Origin of the sequence: Desulfuromonas acetoxidans DSM 684, from assembly GCF_000167355.1 — a bacterium.
In the GTDB taxonomy this organism is placed as follows: domain Bacteria; phylum Desulfobacterota; class Desulfuromonadia; order Desulfuromonadales; family Desulfuromonadaceae; genus Desulfuromonas; species Desulfuromonas acetoxidans.
This window is the reverse complement of sequence record NZ_AAEW02000008.1, coordinates 158,516-178,513: the sequence shown is the minus strand read 5'-3', so window position 1 is coordinate 178,513 and position 19,998 is coordinate 158,516. Positions and strand designations below refer to the sequence as shown.

The window sequence follows — 19,998 nt, the reverse complement described above, 5'->3', positions numbered from 1 at the left end:
CTGATGAAACCCAACACAGTAAATATGCCATCGTATCAATCACGCAACACTCTGTAAAGGTTCGTTACAACAGGGATGTAGGCTTGTCGGCGTCCCGGAGAAGGCGTATAGTCAGAACGTGTCTCAATCTGCAACACCCGACAGCAACCGTTCAGGCCAAACAACCAAGATATTTTGGATAAAAACTTTATGCGACGGCGCATTTTACTGACGTTTATACTATTGATCGGCCTCCTTCTCTGTCTGAGCATCGGACTATGGGGCTACATTGCGACCCACCAGGAACAGATCGGGGCCATGATTTCCAGTCGCCTCAGCGACAACCTCAAAACCCCTGTCACTCTGAAAAAAGCCCGACTCGGGTTCCACCCGCGCCCCACTCTTGATTTCACTGAGATCACCATTGAGGCCAATCATCGCTTCAAAGCCACCATCCCTCAACTCCACGTCCGGGTAAGCTGGCGCGATCTGCTTCAAGGACAACTGGCGCATTCTCACATTACTGTGGTCGATCCACAGATTTACCTGCTGCCGCACACACTTCAAGCCCCCTCGGATGCAACACCATCCTCCGGCACCCCTTTTGACTGGCGAAAAGCCCACCTGCCGCAGCTCCACATCACTATAGAGCGGGGTGAAATCCATCTGGCGGCACCACATGGTGACACACCGCAATTTTGGCAAATCTCCGAACTGGCGGCAAAACTGACTCCATCTGGAAAGACGGGACTCTCCTTTCAGGGCTCAGGAAATCTCCATCTACCCGACGGCAGCATTGCCACGATTTTTTCCCGGATCGAACTTTCCGGCATGACCCACGAGCTTGGCTTGGCAACGGTTCAGGCCCAAGGGAAAGTCAGCAATACGACTCTCCCGGCCAGCCTGCAAAAGGCATGGCCATTCCAGATTGATGGTCGCCTGAACATACAAAGCGACTGGCGCGGCAACTTCCACGACGGCCTGCGACTCCAGGCAACCGTAAAACCTACGGCAGCACCACTGCAACTGCGCCACGCCAATGCCCCGACCATTCAAGTGAATCAATGCACCCTGTCCTGTCGGCTGCAACAGACCGACGAGCTTTTTACCTTTGATGAAGCAACGTTATCTTTAAACAAGATGAAGCTTTCAGGCCAGGGGTTCTGGTCATCAGATCTGTCTCACTACGGTATTACCGCAAACAGCAATGCCATTATGCTGGAAGATCTTTACTCCTGGCTGCCAGCAAAGCTGTCACGTAACATCGTCAGCATTGCCCCACAGGGTCGTCTGACCCTCAAGACCCTGAAACTCGACTCACAGCAATGGCCACCAACACTATCCGAGATTCAGGCCATCCATCTTGATACGAATCTGACCCGGCTCAACCTTGGATCATGGTCGCAAGGACCAGTCAACGTAACCCTGGACGGCTCGGCACAAGCTCTCTATCTGACAAGCACGCCGCTGCGCCTGGCCGCAACAGCCGGACACATTGCATGGCCACTGGACATCAAACTGTCGCAACGCGACAAACAACAGTGGCAATTGCACGCCAACCTCAAACAAATGACTTACAATGCCGCCAGAGTTGTGGCCAAAAAGGCGGATAACGACGGACAACTGAGCTGCACATTTGAATCAAACCCTCACGGTTGGCAACTGTCATCCGGCACCCTGACTCTCCCCCATATTGGAGTGGATTTTTCAGGAACCTTTCGCTCTGCCGACAGCTACCAGCTTCAAGTCAATATTCCGGAGTTGGAGTTGGCCCATCTCGGCCCAAACATTCAACTGCTGAAACAAATGAACCTGCGCGGCAAAATCGCCGTTGAAGAGACACTCACTCAAACACCGGGACAACCTCTTGACGCACAGGGCACACTGACTTTAACCAACTGTGCGATCTCACCGACCCATGTCATTGCTCCGATCCACACCATCAACGGTCAGGCACGTTTGTCCGGGAAAAGCCTTGATGCCACGGATCTCAAGGTTGGCCTCGGAGATTCGCAGTTACGAGTCAACGCCCATCTGGATGATATTACCCACCCTGTAGCTCAAATCCACGCACGAGCCACCGACATCTTTGCCAAAGACCTGGTGTTTAATTCACCAACCGCGCGCCTTCACGATCTCGACGGCCGCATCGCGATCCATGCCCACGGCATTGACTTTACCCGGGCAACCGTTCGCCTCGACCAGGGCACAACTGCGACAGTGACCGGAACGCTTAAATTTCATGGCCCGGACCTGCAACTGCTTGTTGAAGCACCGTTTGCCAATGTCGATGAAGTCATCGCCCTGTGGCACGGCTCGGCCAACCACGGCCACACCGGCCAATGGCCCCACCATGAGATCACAGATGATGAGCAAGAGACATTGCACATCCGCGCCATGGTCGATAAGGGGATCATCAGCGGCTTTGAGTTCAGTGACGCAACCGGCACCATCCATTATCGCTATGGCCGTCTGCGCATTGAGCCGTTGTTGTTTGAAGCTGACGCCGGTTACGGCAGCGGCAGGGTTCTGCTTTACCAGACAACCGATCCGGCAACGCTGCAGATTGAAGGGACCGTCGTTAATATTGATGCGGATAAAGTCTACAACCAGCTCCTCAAACACACCGGCCTGGTCACCGGTCGACTCACCGGCGACTTTTCCATCAGCGGCCCGATCGGCAGCACCTTTCTGCCAAATTCCAACGGCCTCTTTTCCGTGACAATACAAGACGGCGTGTTACGTAAATTCAAGGTACTGTCAAAAGCGTTCTCTCTGCTCAATGTGGCTCAGCTCTTTACATTCAGCCTGCCGGATATGGCCAAGGAGGGGATGCCGTTCAGTCGGCTGACCAGCGACGTTATCTTGGAAGACGGGGTATTACGCAGTGAAAACCTGCGCATCGACAGTGCGGCAATGAATACGGTTCTGGCGGGCGAACTTGACCTGGTCAACAACGATCTGGATCTGATCATGGGCATCAAACCGTTGGGTACCGTCGACACCGTTTTCACCCGTATCCCGGTGGCCGGTTGGTTGCTCACCGGCGATGATCGAGCAGTACTCTCCGCCAACTTTGAAATCAAGGGATCGTTTTCAGACCCCAAAGTGGAGATGATGCCGCTCACATCTCTGTCAAACAAGGTCTTTGGTATTTTCAAACGGACCCTGACCCTACCAGGCACTCTAATCAAAGACCCGGAGAAAGTTCTCACCAATCCCGATCGCCCGCAAAAATAAAAAAGGCGACTCAACGCCGCCTTTTTTATTCCATCTGTCCCGTCCTGAAATAAGTTTACACCTTGGAGACTTATTTATGGACAGAGTAGAAAGCAAGCGGAGTCGGCGGACTCAACGAGATTACACAATGGGCTTTAAATTGCAGGTTGTTGATGCCGTAGAAAAAGGCGATATGACCTACAAGCAGGCCCAGAAGATCTATGGCATCCAGGGTCGCTCAACCGTGCTAACATGGTTAAGAAAGCACGGAAAGTTGGATTGGACCCAGCCAGTGAGGCTCGCTATGCCCAAAACTCCCAAAGCCAAAGAAACCCCTGCACAAAAGATAAAGCGACTTGAGCGCGAACTTGAAGATGAACGTCTTCGTAATCTGCTTTTGAATGAAGTTGTTGATATCCTGGATTCTGAGCACGGAATGAGCTTGAGAAAAAAGTATATTGCCAAGGAGCGAGACGCATTCAAAAACACAAAGGGCTAAGTTTAAGCCGCGCTTGCAAGCTTCTTGGCATCAGTCGGCAGGCCGTTTATCAAAGAGAAAGGCGCACCCAGCAACGCAACATAGAGCTGGCTCCCGTCAAAGGGATGGTGATGGAGTTGCGACGATTCATGCCGAGGTTGGGCGGTCGCAAGCTGTACTCACTGCTGAAACCGAAATTTGATGCTCAGGGCATCAAATTAGGTCGGGATGGATTTTTTGATTATTTACGAGAGCATCGGCTGTTAGTTCCACCGGTCAAACGATTCATCAAGACAACGCAGAGCAGGCACTGGATGAAAAAATATCCGAATCTTATCGCGAGTCAGGATATCAATCGGGCTGAACAGGTCTTTGTCAGTGACATCACGTACGTTGAAACAGATGAAGGGGTTCATTATCTATCGCTGGTTACTGATGCTTATAGCCGTAAAATCATGGGGTATGAGGTCAGTGACAATCTACGCGCAGAAAGTGTTGTCAAGGCATTACGTCAAGCAGCCAGACAACGCCAGACAGGTAAACCGTTGTTACACCATTCCGATAGAGGATTACAGTATTGCTCATCAATCTATCAGGAAGAGCTGAAGCGTCATGACATAACGCCATCCATGACAGATGGTTACGGTTGTTATCAAAATGCTTTGGCTGAGAGGGTGAACGGAATTCTGAAGCAAGAGTTTTTGTTGTTTAAGTGTCGTGATTTGCAGGAACTGAAGGACTTGGTTCGCGAATCGGTCGCTATTTACAACCGCCTACGGCCGCACCTTAGCTTGAATATGAAAACACCGGAAGAAGTACATAAAAAAGCCACCTCCATGGGGGAGGTGGCTTAGGAATAAACTGTCAACGTATTTTAGGACGTGACAATCTTTTATTTTTCAAGGCTACACAGGTTCCGGACACACACCAACATAGACAGTGGAGATACCGAACGTCAGATCATGGTGTTTCACATCGGTGAAACCGGCCTGCTCCATCATCGTTTTAAACGTCTGCTGATCGGGAAACTCAGCCACGGAATCGGGCAGGTATTTATACGCCGTCCGTTTTGACAGCAAACCACCGATAAACGGTAGAATTTTGTGGAAATAGGTCATGTAGAGCGTGCGAAACAGTGGATTTTTCGGTGTAGAAAACTCAAGAATCACAGCGCGGCCACCAGGCTTGAGAACCCGGCACATTTCAGCCAAACCGGCTTGACGATCAACAACATTGCGAATCCCGAAGGCAATCGTCACCCCGTCAAACAAACCATCCGGATGGGGAATGGCTTCGCAGGGCGCATTGACCAGTTTAATCCGGTCACGATAGGGGGAAACCGCAATCTTTTCCCGGCCCTTGACCAACATGCCCTGGGTAAAATCCTCACCGATAATTGTCACGGAATCGGGCGTGCGCGAGGCAATTTCCAACGCTACATCACCGGTTCCCGTCGCCATATCCAGCACCATACCGGCTGGGGGCACGCGCAGTTTACCTACGGCAAAACGACGCCAACGGCGGTCAATCCCCATCGACAACAGACGATTCAACAAATCGTAACGCGGGGCAATATCATCAAACATGGCACGAATACCGCGCCCTTTTTCCGAAAGATTGAACATGCTAAACTCCTGAACGGTTCCGTTCCGACTCAAGCAATACACGCTGGACCGTCAAAAAAAAACGGTCTGCAAACTCAGCGAGAGTCTTACCACAAATAGGGCTAACCGTCAGCAACAAACGGTTGAGCCATTGCCACGAAAGCAGGGCTATGTATCCGTTATTGGTTGTTGCCGGTCTGGTATTTCACCACAACAAACTGCTGATCACCCAACGACCACCGGGGAAGAAACATGCCGGTTATTGGGAGTTCCCCGGCGGTAAGCTGGAAAAAGATGAATCACCAGTTAACGCACTCGTACGAGAATTGTGTGAGGAGATTGATCTGGAAGTCACCCAATGCGAAATTTTCGATGTGGTCTATCACCGCTATGACGAGCAACCGGTTTTGCTGATGGTCTATCGCTGCCAGAGTGACACCAGTCGTGTGCGCCATCTTGAGGTCAGCGACCATGCCTGGATCGACGTGGAGGAACTACACAATTATTCCATGCTGCCCGCCGACGATGAACTCATCGAGCAGGTGATCAAAAAAAACGCGCCGCAATGATTTTACACTGCGGCGCACCTTTAACATCTGTTGTTCACACCAGCGTTTATTCCAAAAACTCTCCGCCCCATCCTGAAGGTGAAACCTGCTGTGTCTGTTGTGACGGTTGAGCGGCAATGCGTGGTGCGGCGGCGTGCCCTTTCAATTGGAAACGACTGAGAACGCCCTGTAACTGAACCGCTTGGCTGGCCAATTCCTCAGCACTTGCGGCACTCTCTTCAGCACTGGCGGTATTCTGTTGCGTTACATCATCAATCTGGGTGAGCCCCTGATTAATCTGGGTAATACCATCCGCCTGCTCATTACTGGCAACAGCAATTTCCGCAACCAGATCCGTGACTTTGCCGACGCCGGTGACAATATCTTCCAGAGCTTCAGCGGTTTGCGAGGCGATCTCGACCCCGTTTTGGGCACGCTGTACTGAGGTTTCAATCAAATCGGCGGTCTCACTGGCTGCCTTGGCGCTACGTGCCGCCAGGTTACGCACCTCTTCTGCAACCACGGCAAACCCCTTGCCATGCTGACCGGCCCGCGCCGCTTCAACGGCCGCATTAAGTGCCAGCAAATTGGTCTGGAAGGCAATTTCGTCTATGACTTTAATGATGTTGGAGATATTGCGCCCTGAAGCGTTGATCTCCTCCATGGCTGTCACCATCTGATCCATACATTGGTTGCCGCGCCCTGCAGCACTGCTGGCCTGACCGGAAAGATCACGTGCCTGACCGGCATTTTCAGCATTGAGAGTGGTCTGAGAGGCCAACTCACCCATGGACGCCGAGATTTCCTCCAAGGAACTGGCTGAGGTGGTTGCCCCATGAGACAAGGCCTGGCTGGCTTCTGAAACCTGATTGGCTCCGGAAGAGATCTGCTCACCGGCCTGCTTGACCTGAAGCATAATATCATTGAGATCCGTTTCCAACTGTTTGAGTGAGCCGCGAATAACGTCCTGGTCATCCACCGGCACTACGTCAAACGCCAGATTACCCTGCGCGAGCTTCTGCAACGCATCGATCATCTCATGTTGCAGACTGTCTGCCAGCATGTCCATGGTTTTAGCCATCCGGCCAATTTCATCATCACGATCCATATTGAGGCGCAGATCTAAATGGCCCTTGGAAATTTCTTCGATCATGGTCACAGTACGGCCGATCGGCCGTGACAAGCTCCGTGCAAACAACAAGACAGCAATGCCGCTGGCAATGATGGTAAAACCAACCACACCAATGGCTCCATAAAGCATGATTGAGGTCTGCTCCTTCACATCATCAAGATACAACCCACTGCCGACAATCCATCCCCATTGCGGGATACGTTTGACATATGAAACCTTATCAACCGGCTCTTCATGGCCAGGCTTTGCCCAGCGGTAATGAACAAACCCACCTTCTGCCGCAACGGTAACCTTGACCATTTCAACGAATAATTTTACTCCGTCAGGATCTGCAAACGAGGAAAGATCTTTACCATCCAAAGCCGGTTTGATGGGATGCATGACCATTTTCGGCACCACATCATTAATCCAGAAGTATTCCTGACCACTATAACGCAACGCCTTAACCGCTTGTTTGGCCATCATCTGCGCCTGAGCTTCGTCCATCTGGCCATTTTCAACCTCATCAACAAAATGGTTGATAAGTCCCCAGGCAGTATCCACCTGACCACGAACCTGGGCATAGCGTTCCTGGTAGAGGTTCTCACTTGTTTTCCAATACAGCATTCCAAAAACAAAACACATCACAGGAACCGCCAAGGCAAACAGGATGTAAATTTTGTTAGCAATTTTCAAATCTTTGAAGCGCATACCCCCTCCTTAAAACATCAAATCAATCACCATCACTCACCAACGAGCTGCAGGTAAATTATAAAACACCATTATATTAAAACAAGGATTAAATAGACAGTGGAAGAAAAAATTACACAGAGAGCAGAGAGAGCCTGTAGGGTTAATATATTAACGCTGTTCTTTGTGGCTCTTATTAACGCGATACACGTAGGCGAGAATTTCAGCGACAGCCTGATAAAGCTCAGAAGGGATTTCTGAGCCGACAGGGATCTTGGCCAGCAATTCGACAAGATCAGGATCATGCGAAATTTCCAGACCGGCCTTTTCGGCCGCCTGGATAATATTTTCAGCCAATTGCCCTTTGCCACTAGCGACAATCAGAGGGGCGTCAGCAACCTCCTTATCGTATTTGACAGCAACGGCTTTTTTAACAGGATCATCACTCATGATTCATCTACATAATCCACGATCTGGTTAAACCCGGGCATCAAAAACATTGTCATGATGGGGTTGCAAACGGTTGATTAATTCCACCGCCGGGTCTTCTACACCTTGGGCAACCTGTATTGAACGCACGGCAAAAGGTGCAAGAGCCTCTTCAAGTTCAGCTAAACTCTTTTCCAATGCCGCCTGGCTCTCATCATCTTCGCAGAGAATTCGAACAAACAGCGCCTGCTGCTCAAACAACAGGTTGGCCTGCACAGCCCCCAGCCCTTCGAGCGACATGTTCAGGGTCACAACATGGCTGACTTCTTCACCATCGGATCCGCCCTGGCGTTGTTCGACCAAGGCATAGCCCTGCTCCATAAATTCAAACGGCAGCGGTAGGAACAAAATGCCCTCCTGGGCAAACCGCACCCGCGTCAATTGCAGCACATCCAACTGTTGAACCATCTGCCGGCTGCTGTCACGCACGATATCGGGAAGATCATCATGCTCTGCCAATGTCATCAGCGCACCCTTAAGCGTCTGGGCCGCCTGATCCGATTTCTGTTGCGACAACAACTGTTCATAATCCAGCCCTAAATTGTGGGAGAGATTAAACAGAATCCTCGCTCCGGCGGACTTAAAGTCACTCCCGAGGTCTTTTGTCAGAGTCTCAAGATGAGTCCACTGCTCAGGCGTGAGAGCCCCTTCAACCGCTCTTTTTTGCTGAGCACTCAACGGGACCAGATTAATTGCGGTAAAAAGCGCATTCGCTACATTTGACGAACTGTCAAGACGATGAAGTAACGTTGTCATCCCGGCGACCTGTTGCGCACTCGGTGGGGCCAAAGCAGGAGCTAACGACTCATTAGCCGGTCGCATTTCCCCAGTTGTCGTAGCAGATGCGGGTGACGATTGGCTTGTGACGACACTGCGGACCGTGGCTTTTTCTCCAACGACGGGTTGCGGTATCTCAGCTTGAGGCGTTTGAGACGTTTTAGTTGCGGCACCAGTTTCAGACGACACCTGACTCTGACCAGCAGACGATGCTGTGGTTGACGACGGTGGCACAATCCCCTTAGCATCTGCTCCGGCACCGGGCAATTCACCACCGGCAGTGGGCAGAGTTTGTCCTGTCTGAGAAACTACGGGCTTGGTTGCCAACGGAGTTTGAACCGCTTCACTTCCAGCACCCGGATTTGGTATTGGCGATGCCGCCGATCCCGGTGGCGCAGCAGGAAGCTGTGTCGTTACCGGGCTGGGTGGTGGTGCATTCTGCGCAAGCACAGTTGTCCCGTTTGCCGCAGTCGCCACCGGGCCCTGTTGAGGCACGGGCGTTTGCCCTCCCCCTCGCTGAGCAACTGAAAATCGTTGCCCAAGGAGAGTTTTCAGTGTCGAGCCAATCTCTGTTTTATGGTCATAAAGATGAATCAGACGAAGTAATTGATTATCTGTGGATGGAGAAACGACTTGCAGCTTCAAGCGTGGTTCAGTGGCCACAACCTCAAGATTCAGCTTCTGGCCGTTGTGCATTTCCACATCGCTCTGCGCCTTAAGCTGTTGCTGTCCCATCTCAAGAAGAATCTGACGGCCTGAGCTTTCAACAACGGTCGCCTGAATCATCTGATGAAGGAGCAAATTATGCTGAACGGCATCCTGAACACCCTGGGTCGGGGTGGTCGGATGAACGTTATACAGTTGCACAGGTGTCGGTCCGATAATATCCATATGATTGTATCGGTCGGAAAAAGCGCTGAATTTAGAATTCTTTTAGAACACTGAAGAAAAGTGCGTTAGAAAAATGTGAAGAATAGAAGAAAAAGAAAGACCGTATGATTTTGATGTCGTTCTCAAACAGTCTGCAGTTGTCCGCCTTTGTCTGTGGCTGAAAAATCAGAACCCGACAATTTGGACTTTGGTCCGCAGCAGACGCCGCTGTTCTGCCAGGCAAAATGAGATGATCCGGTCACGGTCTTCCGGTTCAATACTGTGGTAGGTCATGGCAACTTCATAGCCGCCACGCAATTTTTCATCAACACGGACAACCAACCCTTTACAAAACAACAGACAATTGGCGTCAGGCAGGTGAAATTCCAGTTCATAGGTGTCACCAGCAGTAAACTGCTCTTCAGCCGAAATCAGCACACCATTACCACTGAGATTTACCGTTGCGGTAGGCACTTTAGGCGAAGGATTGGAAGAAAGGGTTTCCTTGCTGTACACCACCTTGATCGCCGTATTTACCCGAAAGTATTCACGCTGTTGTGAATAAGCAAAGGATTCCAGCCCCATCACACGCAACACGCGTGAGTTGACCACTTCATCAATGTGCGCATACATGGAGACAGTGCCAACACGTGTATCCAATGACAAAAGCAACTTGCCACCGATACGCACCTTGTCCATAGGCAATTCGTCTGGGCGGAATTTAATTTCGAGGTAGGGTTCAGCGATAATACGCGCAACCGCTTCAAGCCGAACTTTTACATCATCAGCAAGCAGGATATAAACGCGTAATAAACTAGGTTTTTCCAGATATTTAAATAGCGCAAAGTCCGCCACGAACATCTCCAGGCTTAGCGAACACAATCTGATTCACTTGAGTCTTACCAACCGGCTAGAAACCACTATACCGTGGAACGAACAATCCGTCCCTGATTGTGGGTGGTCTGCTTGTAACCTCCCAACACAGAACGTCCTTTTTTCAGTCCTGTTAACTCGTGGGAAATGAGCGCCATCATGCCATTAATTTTAGGTAAAAGCAAATGATTCAACGTCAGAACCTCGCCAATAAGATCAAGACGTTGTTTAAAAAGAGGATGTCCGGCAGCCACATGTCCGGCTTGACGCAAAGCATTGAGCAACTTGGCATCATGATCACGTGCCTGTTGCTGAAGAGTACCCAGTTTAAGCACTTCGTCTCTTAAATCAGCCTCCGATGATGAGATCGCCCGGGTAATCTGCTTCATAAGATCCAATATCATTTGATATTGCTCTATCGACCGTTGAAGCGACTCTTCAAGGTGAAGCGACAAGACGGATTCAGACATCATTAGCCCTTTTCATAAGCAACATTGCAGGAGCGAATTTATTCGCGAAACTCTTCTCATGCAAACCGCAAGACGTTACCTTCTTTCGCGGCTCAAGCCGCTCCTACAATTTACGAATTAGCCAGCAGCACTCAACGGCTTGTAATTTTCAGGCATCTCAGACTGCTGTGGTTGCTGGGCCGCAGCCGTGCGCCCAGCCGCTTCTTTGCGGGCGATAGAGATCGCCTCAGACCAGGTCTGACGCAGATCCGTCAACAGATGCTCAACGACTTTGAGCTTTTCAATATCTTCATCAAGGTTCGCCTCACTGAGCTGACGATTCATAAACGCGTAAAGCCCATCAAGGTTTTCGGCAATTTCGCCGCCAACACTGTGATCCAAGGTATTAGCAAACTCCGAAACAATCGCCATCGCTCGACTGATGCCTTCACGACGCTGCTGCTTGTTGCCAGCCTCAATTCCGGCCATGGCCTGGCGGGTAAAGCGAATCGCCCCATCATACAGCATAATCAGGATCTGCTCCGGTGACGCCGTAAGAATCTGATTCTGTTGATATTGCTGGGTATAGGTATTCATTTATTTATTCCCCGTCATCATTTTTGTTAACATATCCATCTGCTGGGTCAGAAAACTGCTTTGCGAATTCATATCGCTGACCAGGAGTTCTAATGCCGAAAATTTCGCACGCAGTGTCGCTTCCTTTTTGTCAATCAAAGGCTCGGTGCGGGCAATTTGGTTATCCAGACGCTTAATGGCGCTATCGTAACGCTCCTGCTTCTCCGCATACATGCCCGATGTCGCGCCGGTCATTTCCAACAACTTGGTGTTGAATTTTTTCATGACACCTTCGGTGTCGTTTTCACCGGCAAGCAGGCTGACCACACCGTCGAAATCTTTTTCCAGAGCCTCATTAAACGCTGAATCATTGAGATTGATCGAACCATCGCGCTGGGTGGAGATTCCCAACTGCGACAGCACACTCATGGAACCAGTGGTATCAATCTGTGACGACAGAATATTCTGCAACTGACGCTTAATACCGTTGACGGTACTGTCGCCGCGAACCACGTCACTGAGGATATCTTCTGCACCAGCTTCAATATCTTCAGCCGAAGGCGCGGCAGCACCGAACTCATCATAGCCCGCAGAGATCCAATCCATCACGGCATTGTAGCTGCTGACAAAAGTGCTAACCTTTTCCTTGAGCGCCTCAGTGTCCGGCTCAACCGTCATCAACGTTGAGTCATACTGGGGGGGATCGGCCCACTCCCAGGGATCAACGCCAGCTTCATAAGTCCCAGAATAGCTTGTATCGCTGACAGAGCTGAGATGCATGGTGACACCGGGAATAACACCGCTGACCGTATTGGTATCACTGACCACCTGGATACCATCAACATACGCAACCGCCTGTTGGGCACTGCGCGTTTCCGTCAAGTTAAAGGGGAGTACGGCGCCTTCGCTGTCAACCAGATTACTTGATGCGGTAAAACTGGTCTGCGCATCCTGCCCGGTCAGGACAAGATGATAAGCATTGGCACCACTGCCATCATTGATGATACTGGCTTCAACACCGGTTTTCTCAGACAGGGCGTTGATAGAATCCGCAAGGCCTTGCAGCGAATTATTGCTCTCATCAACGGTAATGGTCTTTCCCGCTACCGTGAACGTCCCGGTACCCAGACCGGCAACGGTGTCTGAACTTACCCCGACACTGACAGATTTCTGCATCTGGGCCAACTGAACCACGGTGATATCATAACTGCCACTGGCGGCACCATTACTACTGGCGGTCAAAGCATCTTCAGAACTTAAACTGATACGGCTGGTCCGCACTTCGCTGGTGATATTCAGATCACCAACAGCGGCACGCAGATCTTCCAGGCGGCTATCAAGCTGTTTAAATGCAGCAAGACGAGTTGCCTCAGCCTCTTTTTGGGCCTCAAGGCGGTCCAGTGGCGCACGCTCCAGAGTCATCAACTCCGTAATAATATCATCGGTTTCCAAGCCTGTTGCCAAACCGCTGAATGTGATGCCAGCCATAATAGCCTCCTGAATCCATAAGGGAGGACGCCGTTGTCATCCCGCTCGTCTTCTGCTGTTAAAGTCGTACCGGACCGTCCGAAACGCTTTCGTAAAAAGAGTGACTACCCTTCGGTATTAACAATATTACCGCGTAATTCTTCCAGTCGCACGGACAGGGATAAAACTTCCTCTGCCGGCACCTGGCGGATTACTTCATCCGTCTTTGAATCGACAACCTTGACCACCAGTTGATTGGCATCATCATCATTTTCAAAACGGACACTGTAAACGCCATCTTCTGTCAGAGATTTAATCTGATTCAGAAGCTCTTCAGGCTGAACCTTGTTTGCTTCAGCCGCCGAAGCCTGCTCAGAAGCGGCCTCATAATCTTTGGCCTTACGGCTCATTTCAATGTCTTCACTCGACTTATTCGGTACAGACTGCTGAGCAACACTGGTTAAACCAACTGCTTGAATTTCCATGATTTCCTCCGTATGCACATCTCACGAGTGAGAAAAAAAAGGGCCGGCCAGGGCCGGCCCTTTTTCAGTTGTGCATCCTTAGCAATTAACCCAGCAGACTCAGAGCCAACTGAGGTGCCTGGTTTGCCTGAGCAAGGATCGAAACACCAGCTTGTTGCAAGATGTTCTGCTTGGTCATATTAGACGTCTCTTCCGCGATATCCGCGTCGAGGATCCGTGAACGAGCAGCCGAGAGGTTCTCGGAAACGTTCTGCAGGTTAGCAATGGTGGATTCGAAACGGTTCTGAACCGCACCGAGGTCACCACGGATGGTGTCGATCTGTGCCAGAGCGGCGTCAACGGAACTGATGGCGGTTGTTGCACCTTCACGAGTCGAAATGTCAACCTGATCGATCGTGGTGGTTGCATTACCAGCAGTGTCCAGACCGGCTGAAGCCAAAGCGCCAGAGGTCACTTCTTCGACGGAAATGTCATTGGTACTGTCCAGGGAAACCTGACCATTGTAAGTCGTGCCACCATCGTCAATACCGTCAAGACCAACAGAAGCGGCATCGAGAGTGGTATCACCATCAATATCGACACTTTCAGCCAGCGTGAAGCTGCTGCCATCATCTTTAGTGATCTGCACTTGGCCATCATCATTAAGTGCAGCGGTGAAGCCCGTTGTATTGTCGTTGATTGCATCAACAACTTCTTGAGCTGTTACTTCACCACCCGCAGCGGCTGCGATATCAACAGAAGTACCATCTACGTCCATGGTGTAGGTACCGGAGACACTCGCGTCTTCCTGAACTAAGGCACCGGAAGTCGCATCACCAACAACCGTACCGGCTGCCAGCGTACCAGCAGTACCAGCAGTCGCCGAAGAAATGGTGATGGTACCATCGCCATTATCAGCAGCGCTGATCTCAGACAGACCATCCAACGCAGAGACCAAACCAGCGACATCAGAGATGCTGCTGTAATCGATGGAGCTGTCATCTACTGCAACACCTTCAACAGTCAGGTCGAGAGCTGTAACAGTCGCTGCACCAGCATCATCAATGGTGATATCCATAGTTGATGCAACAGCAGGTGTACCATTAGCGTCAGTCAAACCAGAGCCCGAAGCAACGGAGAAATCCTGACCTGTTACCGTAGCAGCGGAAGTCAAGGTAAGCGTATCACCAGCCCAGGATGCAGAAGCGATGTCAGAAGAATTCTGCAAAGCTGCAGCCAGAGTAGCACCATCAGTTACCGTACCAAAGTCAACACCTGTCAGGTCAATGGCGGCACCATTAAACTCCAGTGTAGTCCCGTCAACATTGGCAGCGTCAGCGTCAGTCACTGTGATAGTCGCTACTGAAGCTTGAGCAGCAGTACCGTCAGTAGCAGCTGCAATTGATTCACTACCATCAGTACCCGTCACAGATGCCAAAGAAACAGTCGAAGTCGCACCCGTTGTCGCGGATGTAATGGTAACATCTTGTCCAGAAACAGTTGCTGAGATTTCTGCCAAGCCATCCAACTCAGAAGCCAATGTAGCCGCTGTAGTAATACCGGCATAGTTGAGTCCAGTAGTATCAACTGCGCTACCATCAACGGTCAGGTCCATAGCTGTAATATTTGCGGCTTGCGCATCACTGATAGTAATAACTTGGCTACCAGAAGTTGCATCAGCTGCATTGGTATCAACAGAGAAAGCCGAACCTACAGCAGCAACAGCAGCATCAGTACCGTCAGTGTAGGCTTCACCGGCACCAACAGCAACATCAGTGCTGTCCAGATTTACAGTTGAGAAATCCAGAGTCTGAACGTTTGTAGCAGTCGCAATGGTTTCACCAGCAGCCGTATTGATTGCGTCTGCCAGACTGGAGTTGGTTCCGTCAGTCGCACCAACATCCGTACCGTTAACAACCAGGTCACCAGCGGCCAGAGCAGTACCGTCAACGTCGCTACCAACAACGGCATCGCCATTAGGAGCTTCGATCATAGTACCTACAGCACTCAGCTTGCTGGTTTCAGCACTATCAATGCTGAAGGAGATGGTTTGGCTGACACCGGCGTTGGCACCAACTTGGAAAGTAGCGTCAGTCATGGTGCCGTCGAGCAGATTCTTACCGTTGAACTGAGTCGTATCAGCGATACGGTCCAACTCTTCGATCAGCTGATCAACCTCAGCTTGCAGAGACTCGCGGTCAGAAGCGCTGTTGGTATCGTTGGCGGACTGAACAGCCAGCTCACGAATACGCTGCAGGATGTTCGTGCTCTCTTGCAGTGCACCTTCAGCAGTTTGCGACAGGGAGATACCGTCGTTGGCGTTACGTACCGCTTGGTTCAGACCAGTGATCTGAGCAGTCATACGGTCAGAGATCGCCAGACCGGCAGCATCATCTTTCGCGCTGTTGATACGCAGACCTGAAGACAGGCGCTGCATGGATTGGTTGAGATCGTTTTGAGATTTGCCCAGGTTACGTTGAGCGTTAAGGGATGCAACGTTAGTGTTAATTGTTAATGCCATGATTTTCCTCCATGAAGTTTGTGTGGTCGGGCTTCCGTGCCCTGGTTAAATTGTGTTGCTACAATTTTTTTACGTTTCTTCTGTTTGGGGGATGGTCTTGAAATAGGCTTCGTCTCACCTCCTTCTTCCGTAAATTCCCCGCATACAAACCTTCTTCGGCATCCTGCTTAAGAAAGTTTAGAAAAAAAATTACTTTTTTTACTTTTTTTTCAAAAATACGAGAACAAATTGTCTTCCCGACATTTTTCATCGTATTTGTCTAACAGACCCTATCTTTAGATAGTACCCCTGTTTCACCAGGTTTCAAGAAAAATCCACCTAGCCGAGCAGACTTAAAGCCAATTGCGGTGCCTGGTTGGCTTGAGCCAGAATCGAAACACCCGCCTGCTGCAGAATATTGCTTTTGGTCATGATCGAAGTTTCCTGAGCAATATCCGCATCCAAAATCCGCGAACGTGCCGCAGAAAGATTTTCGGTGACGTTCTGCAGGTTGGCAATCGAGCTTTCCAAACGATTCATCACCGCGCCCATATTGCCGCGCATCTGATCAATATATTCCAGAGCACTGTCAAAGCGGGAGATCGCCAGAGTGGCATCACTGCTGATATCGACATCATCGATATTCAGCACGGTTGAATCGGCACTGCCCAAAGTCACACTGATCATCTGACCGGCGTTGGCCCCAGCCTGGAACTGAAAAGCACGACTGGCAATCTCTTCGGTGCCCAGTTCGTCAGCACTCGGCCAGGTTTCAACAAAGCCCTCAAGCGGGTCATCATCATAAACCCACGGCTTGTCGGCAACCACGGAGGTATTGGTGAACACCTCACCACCATCGGCATCCAAGCCACCGATTGCGCCGACATCGTCGTTGGTCAAATCCATAGCGCTGATAAAGGTTGAAAAGTCGCCGCCCTGCGTGGTGATGGCGGTTTCAAAATCTGCCAGATTCGCATAGGCAAACGTATCATGACGACTGGCAAGATCCTGAATGGCATTATCCAGGGCGTTGCCACTGACACCATCTTCGGGATGATCCTGCAGATAGGTCATGACCTCATCAATTCCGCTTCCTCCGGCATCTTTGATCGCGTCATGCAGAAAGCGGGTCGCCGCATAACTGGCCGCATATTGTGACGAACTGTCGATATTATCCGGATCGAATGCGGCAATGAGGTTGTCAGCCGAGCCAGCGTTCCCCAGGTCGATGGCAAGACGTTCATCACCGCCCATCATGAATTCTGCCGTGCCTTCAACAAACCAGAAGCCCTCATTGCGAATGGAATCAAGGCTGGTGTTGGCACCCATGATGGCATGGGTCATTTCATGCACCACGACCCGGTCGTATTCCCACATACTGCTGGGATCTTCGGGGTCATACTTGGCCATATTGACAGTCAACGGAATCGCTGTGTAGCGGCCGTAGCTGTCAACTTCGGTTCCGCTACCGCCCACATAAGCCACCGCATCGCTGTCCGGATCATCAATGAACTGCACATTGAAATCGACATTTTCAGCGGTGAGGCCGTAATACTCTTCAACCCGATCTTCTGAATAACGCAACCAGGCCGACTTGAGGCTTTCAACGACTTCAGCCCGATCCGGGTCACCACCAATGGTGCCGCCTGGACCATGGGACAAAACTTTCGTCCCGTTAAAAGTGGTTGTTTGACCGATACGGTCAATTTCCAGTTTGATCTGTTCCACTTCAGCTTGCAATGAAGCTTTGTCGGAATCACTTAACGTCGCTTCGTTGGCAGCCTGAACCGCCAGCTCACGACCACGCTGGATGAGATTGGTCACCTCCTGCAACGCCCCCTCGGCCGTCTGCAAGAGGGAGATCCCATCATTGAGATTACGAACCGCCTGGTTCATCCCTTTGACTTGCGAGGTCATGCGATCACTGATCGCAAGACCGGCGGCGTCATCCTTGGCGCTATTGATCCGCAATCCTGACGATAGCCGTTGCATCGCCGTACCCAGGTCGGTCTGAGCCGATCCAAGATTACGCTGCGCATTGAGCGCTGCAACATTTGTGTTGATCGTCATTCCCATGACATGTTCCTCCATGAATTACGAGGTTCGGGCTTCCATGCCCTTCATTCTTCTTTTCTCTATGGGTGAAGCAGCCAGCGGCAAAAAGGCTTTGCAGCTAACCCAGCAAACTTAAGGCCAGTTGAGGGGCCTGGTTTGCTTGTGCCAGAATTGAAACTCCAGCTTGCTGCAAAATGTTTTGCTTGGTCATATTGGATGTCTCTTCCGCAACATCCGCGTCGAGAATCCGCGACCGCGCCGCTGAGAGGTTCTCAGCAACATTTTGCAAATTGGCAATGGTGGATTCAAAACGGTTCTGAACCGCACCGAGATCACCACGAATCGTGTCGATTTGAGCCAAAGCAGCATCAACGGAACTGATCGCTGTCGTAGCACCTTCACGCGTTGATACATCAACTTGATCAATGGTGGTCGTGGCGTTACCGGCACTGTCAAGGCCAGCAGCAGCCAAAGCGCCCGTGGTTCCTTCTTCAATGGAGATATCCGTTGTGCTGTCCAGAGAGATCTGACCATTGTACTCTGAGGCGGTCGTTCCAACTTCGGCAAGACCGGCAGAGGTTGCCAGTGGGGTTGAACCATCGGTATCAATGGTTTCCGCCAGAGTAAAGGCAGTGCCATCGGTCTTGGTGATTTCAACCTGACCACTATCTGTCAATGCCGCACTGTACGAAGCACCAACCGCCACATCGTCATTAATGGCATCAACAACATCCTGTGCCGTGATGTCATTGCTGGACACTGCTGCAACATCGAGAACAGTCCCCCCATCAAAATCGAGGGTGTAGGTTCCACTGACCGCACCTTGGGTGGTTGCAGAGATCGCACCGATGTTAGACTCATTACCGGCATCCTGAGTAAAGGTCAGAGTGCCACCACCTGCATCGCTCAAGGTGTAATTGGTCACAGACAGCGCAGTCGAGCCACTCGTTCCGTTAACAATTTCATCCACCAATGAGGCGGCAGTCAAGTCACCACCAGAGCTGTTGGTGAACGTGTAATCGGTACCATCAACGCTGAAGGTCATATCCTGACCGGCGTAAACGGTCACCGCACTTAAATTCAAGTTCTGGATTTCAGCCTGGGCGGGTGCGGCAGCAATTCCGGCAACCGTTTCCGAACCGGTGGGTCCGGCAGATGCGGCTTCGTCGAGAGCCGTGTCAATCGGATCAATATTGGATGCGGTTCCTGAATTCTGCGCAAACTGTAAAACAGCACTGCCCTCATCCGTGAGCGTGTAATTGGCAATGGACAGAACGGTTGAACCACCTGTGCCATTGACGATCTCATCCACTAGACCAGCACCCGTCAGATCTCCAGCAGTGCTGTTGGTAAAGGTATAATCCGAACCACCAACCGTAAATGTCAGTGAGTCGCCGGAACCAACTGTCACAGCACTCAAGTCGAGCTGTTGCACTTCTGGCGTATCAGGGCCATAGGATGTTGTTACGGTGGAGACTTGATCATCTGGAGGTGTTCCTGATGGTGCATTTATCGTCGCATTTCCACCAGTATCACGAAAGGTGCCGCCCGTCTGGGTCAACGTATAAGTCGTACCTGTGACGGAAAGAGTCCAGATCGTGCTACCTCCGCTATCGGGACCAGCACTGACACCATCCAATTCTCCTTCAATATCGCCATCATTGTTAATCGTAAGTCCGTTAAAATCAACGAAAGTACTATCTGCAAAATTGAAAGTTAAGGTGCCACCTGTAACCAATCCAGACAAATCACCGCTCTGAACCTCAGCGGTTGGAGACAAGCTACCTTCAGTAATGACATTGGGCACAACACTACCGGAGATATCCACCGCAGCCGGATCAACCGATGT

Annotated in this window: 15 protein-coding genes and 1 pseudogene; 3 read left to right on the top strand and 13 right to left on the bottom strand. The window is 50.8% G+C overall.

Annotated features, from left to right (window positions below; translation table 11 throughout):
- Positions 1-189 precede the first annotated feature (189 nt).
- Positions 190-3,219, top strand: a complete 3,030-nt coding sequence (locus DACE_RS08680) for a YhdP family protein (protein WP_006000378.1) — start codon at positions 190-192, stop codon at positions 3,217-3,219.
- Positions 3,220-3,295: 76 nt separating this feature from the next.
- A protein-coding gene (locus DACE_RS17880; protein ID WP_238326409.1) for an IS3 family transposase occupies positions 3,296-4,530 on the top strand; the annotation gives its coding sequence in 2 pieces (ribosomal slippage) (positions 3,296-3,664 and positions 3,667-4,530; 1,233 coding nt in all).
- A 51-nt stretch (positions 4,531-4,581) separates the two neighbouring features.
- Here the strand turns inward: DACE_RS17880 and ubiE are convergent.
- Entirely contained in the window at positions 4,582-5,301 is a 720-nt protein-coding gene (ubiE, locus tag DACE_RS08665) for a bifunctional demethylmenaquinone methyltransferase/2-methoxy-6-polyprenyl-1,4-benzoquinol methylase UbiE (protein WP_006000374.1), read from the bottom strand.
- Positions 5,302-5,450: 149 nt separating this feature from the next.
- On the opposite strand from ubiE, the gene DACE_RS08660 reads away from it, so the two are divergent.
- Positions 5,451-5,849, top strand: a complete 399-nt coding sequence (locus DACE_RS08660; protein WP_006000373.1) for a (deoxy)nucleoside triphosphate pyrophosphohydrolase — start codon at positions 5,451-5,453, stop codon at positions 5,847-5,849.
- Positions 5,850-5,895: 46 nt separating this feature from the next.
- Here the strand turns inward: DACE_RS08660 and DACE_RS08655 are convergent, their stop codons facing one another.
- From DACE_RS08655 to DACE_RS18995, 12 genes and pseudogenes are all read right to left on the bottom strand, one after another.
- Positions 5,896-7,650, bottom strand: coding sequence for a methyl-accepting chemotaxis protein (locus DACE_RS08655; protein WP_006000371.1), 1,755 nt, complete (start codon positions 7,648-7,650; stop codon positions 5,896-5,898).
- A gap of 150 nt (positions 7,651-7,800) precedes the next feature.
- Entirely contained in the window at positions 7,801-8,079 is a 279-nt protein-coding gene (locus DACE_RS08650; protein ID WP_006000370.1) for an EscU/YscU/HrcU family type III secretion system export apparatus switch protein, read from the bottom strand.
- A gap of 27 nt (positions 8,080-8,106) precedes the next feature.
- The gene (gene fliK, locus DACE_RS08645) at positions 8,107-9,786 is read right to left on the bottom strand and encodes a flagellar hook-length control protein FliK (RefSeq protein WP_040366640.1); all 1,680 of its coding nucleotides are present in this window, start codon (positions 9,784-9,786) and stop codon (positions 8,107-8,109) included.
- Positions 9,787-9,951: 165 nt separating this feature from the next.
- Positions 9,952-10,620: a PilZ domain-containing protein gene (locus DACE_RS08640; RefSeq protein WP_006000366.1), complete on the bottom strand. Its 669-nt coding sequence runs from the start codon at positions 10,618-10,620 to the stop codon at positions 9,952-9,954.
- 65 nt (positions 10,621-10,685) lie between these two features.
- Positions 10,686-11,111, bottom strand: coding sequence for a hypothetical protein (locus DACE_RS08635; RefSeq protein WP_155809049.1), 426 nt, complete (start codon positions 11,109-11,111; stop codon positions 10,686-10,688).
- 114 nt (positions 11,112-11,225) lie between these two features.
- The gene (fliS, locus tag DACE_RS08630; RefSeq protein WP_006000362.1) at positions 11,226-11,684 is read right to left on the bottom strand and encodes a flagellar export chaperone FliS; all 459 of its coding nucleotides are present in this window, start codon (positions 11,682-11,684) and stop codon (positions 11,226-11,228) included.
- On the bottom strand, positions 11,685-13,151 hold the full coding sequence (fliD, locus tag DACE_RS08625; RefSeq protein ID WP_006000360.1) for a flagellar filament capping protein FliD: 1,467 nt from the start codon (positions 13,149-13,151) through the stop codon (positions 11,685-11,687). It lies immediately after the preceding gene.
- A gap of 104 nt (positions 13,152-13,255) precedes the next feature.
- Positions 13,256-13,615: a flagellar protein FlaG gene (locus tag DACE_RS08620; protein WP_006000358.1), complete on the bottom strand. Its 360-nt coding sequence runs from the start codon at positions 13,613-13,615 to the stop codon at positions 13,256-13,258.
- Positions 13,616-13,700: 85 nt separating this feature from the next.
- Complete coding sequence (locus tag DACE_RS19005) at positions 13,701-14,372, bottom strand: flagellin (protein ID WP_194201715.1); 672 nt, start codon at positions 14,370-14,372, stop codon at positions 13,701-13,703.
- A gap of 1,374 nt (positions 14,373-15,746) precedes the next feature.
- A pseudogene (locus tag DACE_RS19000) lies at positions 15,747-16,115 on the bottom strand (flagellin N-terminal helical domain-containing protein); the annotation flags it as partial.
- Positions 16,116-16,433: 318 nt separating this feature from the next.
- Entirely contained in the window at positions 16,434-18,170 is a 1,737-nt protein-coding gene (locus DACE_RS08610) for a flagellinolysin (protein WP_006000355.1), read from the bottom strand.
- Between the two features lie 97 nt (positions 18,171-18,267).
- Positions 18,268-19,194: a flagellin gene (locus DACE_RS18995; protein ID WP_155809060.1), complete on the bottom strand. Its 927-nt coding sequence runs from the start codon at positions 19,192-19,194 to the stop codon at positions 18,268-18,270.
- Between the last annotated feature and the right edge of the window lie 804 nt (positions 19,195-19,998).

Coding starts and splice junctions, on each gene's coding strand:
- DACE_RS08680 (WP_006000378.1), top strand. CDS start 190: ATGCGACGGCGCATTTTACTGACGTTTATACTATTGATCGGCCTCCTT.
- ubiE (WP_006000374.1), bottom strand. CDS start 5,301: ATGTTCAATCTTTCGGAAAAAGGGCGCGGTATTCGTGCCATGTTTGAT.
- DACE_RS08660 (WP_006000373.1), top strand. CDS start 5,451: ATGTATCCGTTATTGGTTGTTGCCGGTCTGGTATTTCACCACAACAAA.
- DACE_RS08655 (WP_006000371.1), bottom strand. CDS start 7,650: ATGCGCTTCAAAGATTTGAAAATTGCTAACAAAATTTACATCCTGTTT.
- DACE_RS08650 (WP_006000370.1), bottom strand. CDS start 8,079: ATGAGTGATGATCCTGTTAAAAAAGCCGTTGCTGTCAAATACGATAAG.
- fliK (WP_040366640.1), bottom strand. CDS start 9,786: ATGGATATTATCGGACCGACACCTGTGCAACTGTATAACGTTCATCCG.
- DACE_RS08635 (WP_155809049.1), bottom strand. CDS start 11,111: ATGATGTCTGAATCCGTCTTGTCGCTTCACCTTGAAGAGTCGCTTCAA.
- fliS (WP_006000362.1), bottom strand. CDS start 11,684: ATGAATACCTATACCCAGCAATATCAACAGAATCAGATTCTTACGGCG.
- fliD (WP_006000360.1), bottom strand. CDS start 13,151: ATGGCTGGCATCACATTCAGCGGTTTGGCAACAGGCTTGGAAACCGAT.
- DACE_RS08620 (WP_006000358.1), bottom strand. CDS start 13,615: ATGGAAATTCAAGCAGTTGGTTTAACCAGTGTTGCTCAGCAGTCTGTA.
- DACE_RS19005 (WP_194201715.1), bottom strand. CDS start 14,372: ATGGACGTAGATGGTACTTCTGTTGATATCGCAGCCGCTGCGGGTGGT.
- DACE_RS08610 (WP_006000355.1), bottom strand. CDS start 18,170: ATGGGAATGACGATCAACACAAATGTTGCAGCGCTCAATGCGCAGCGT.
- DACE_RS18995 (WP_155809060.1), bottom strand. CDS start 19,194: ATGACCTTCAGCGTTGATGGTACCGATTACACGTTCACCAACAGCTCT.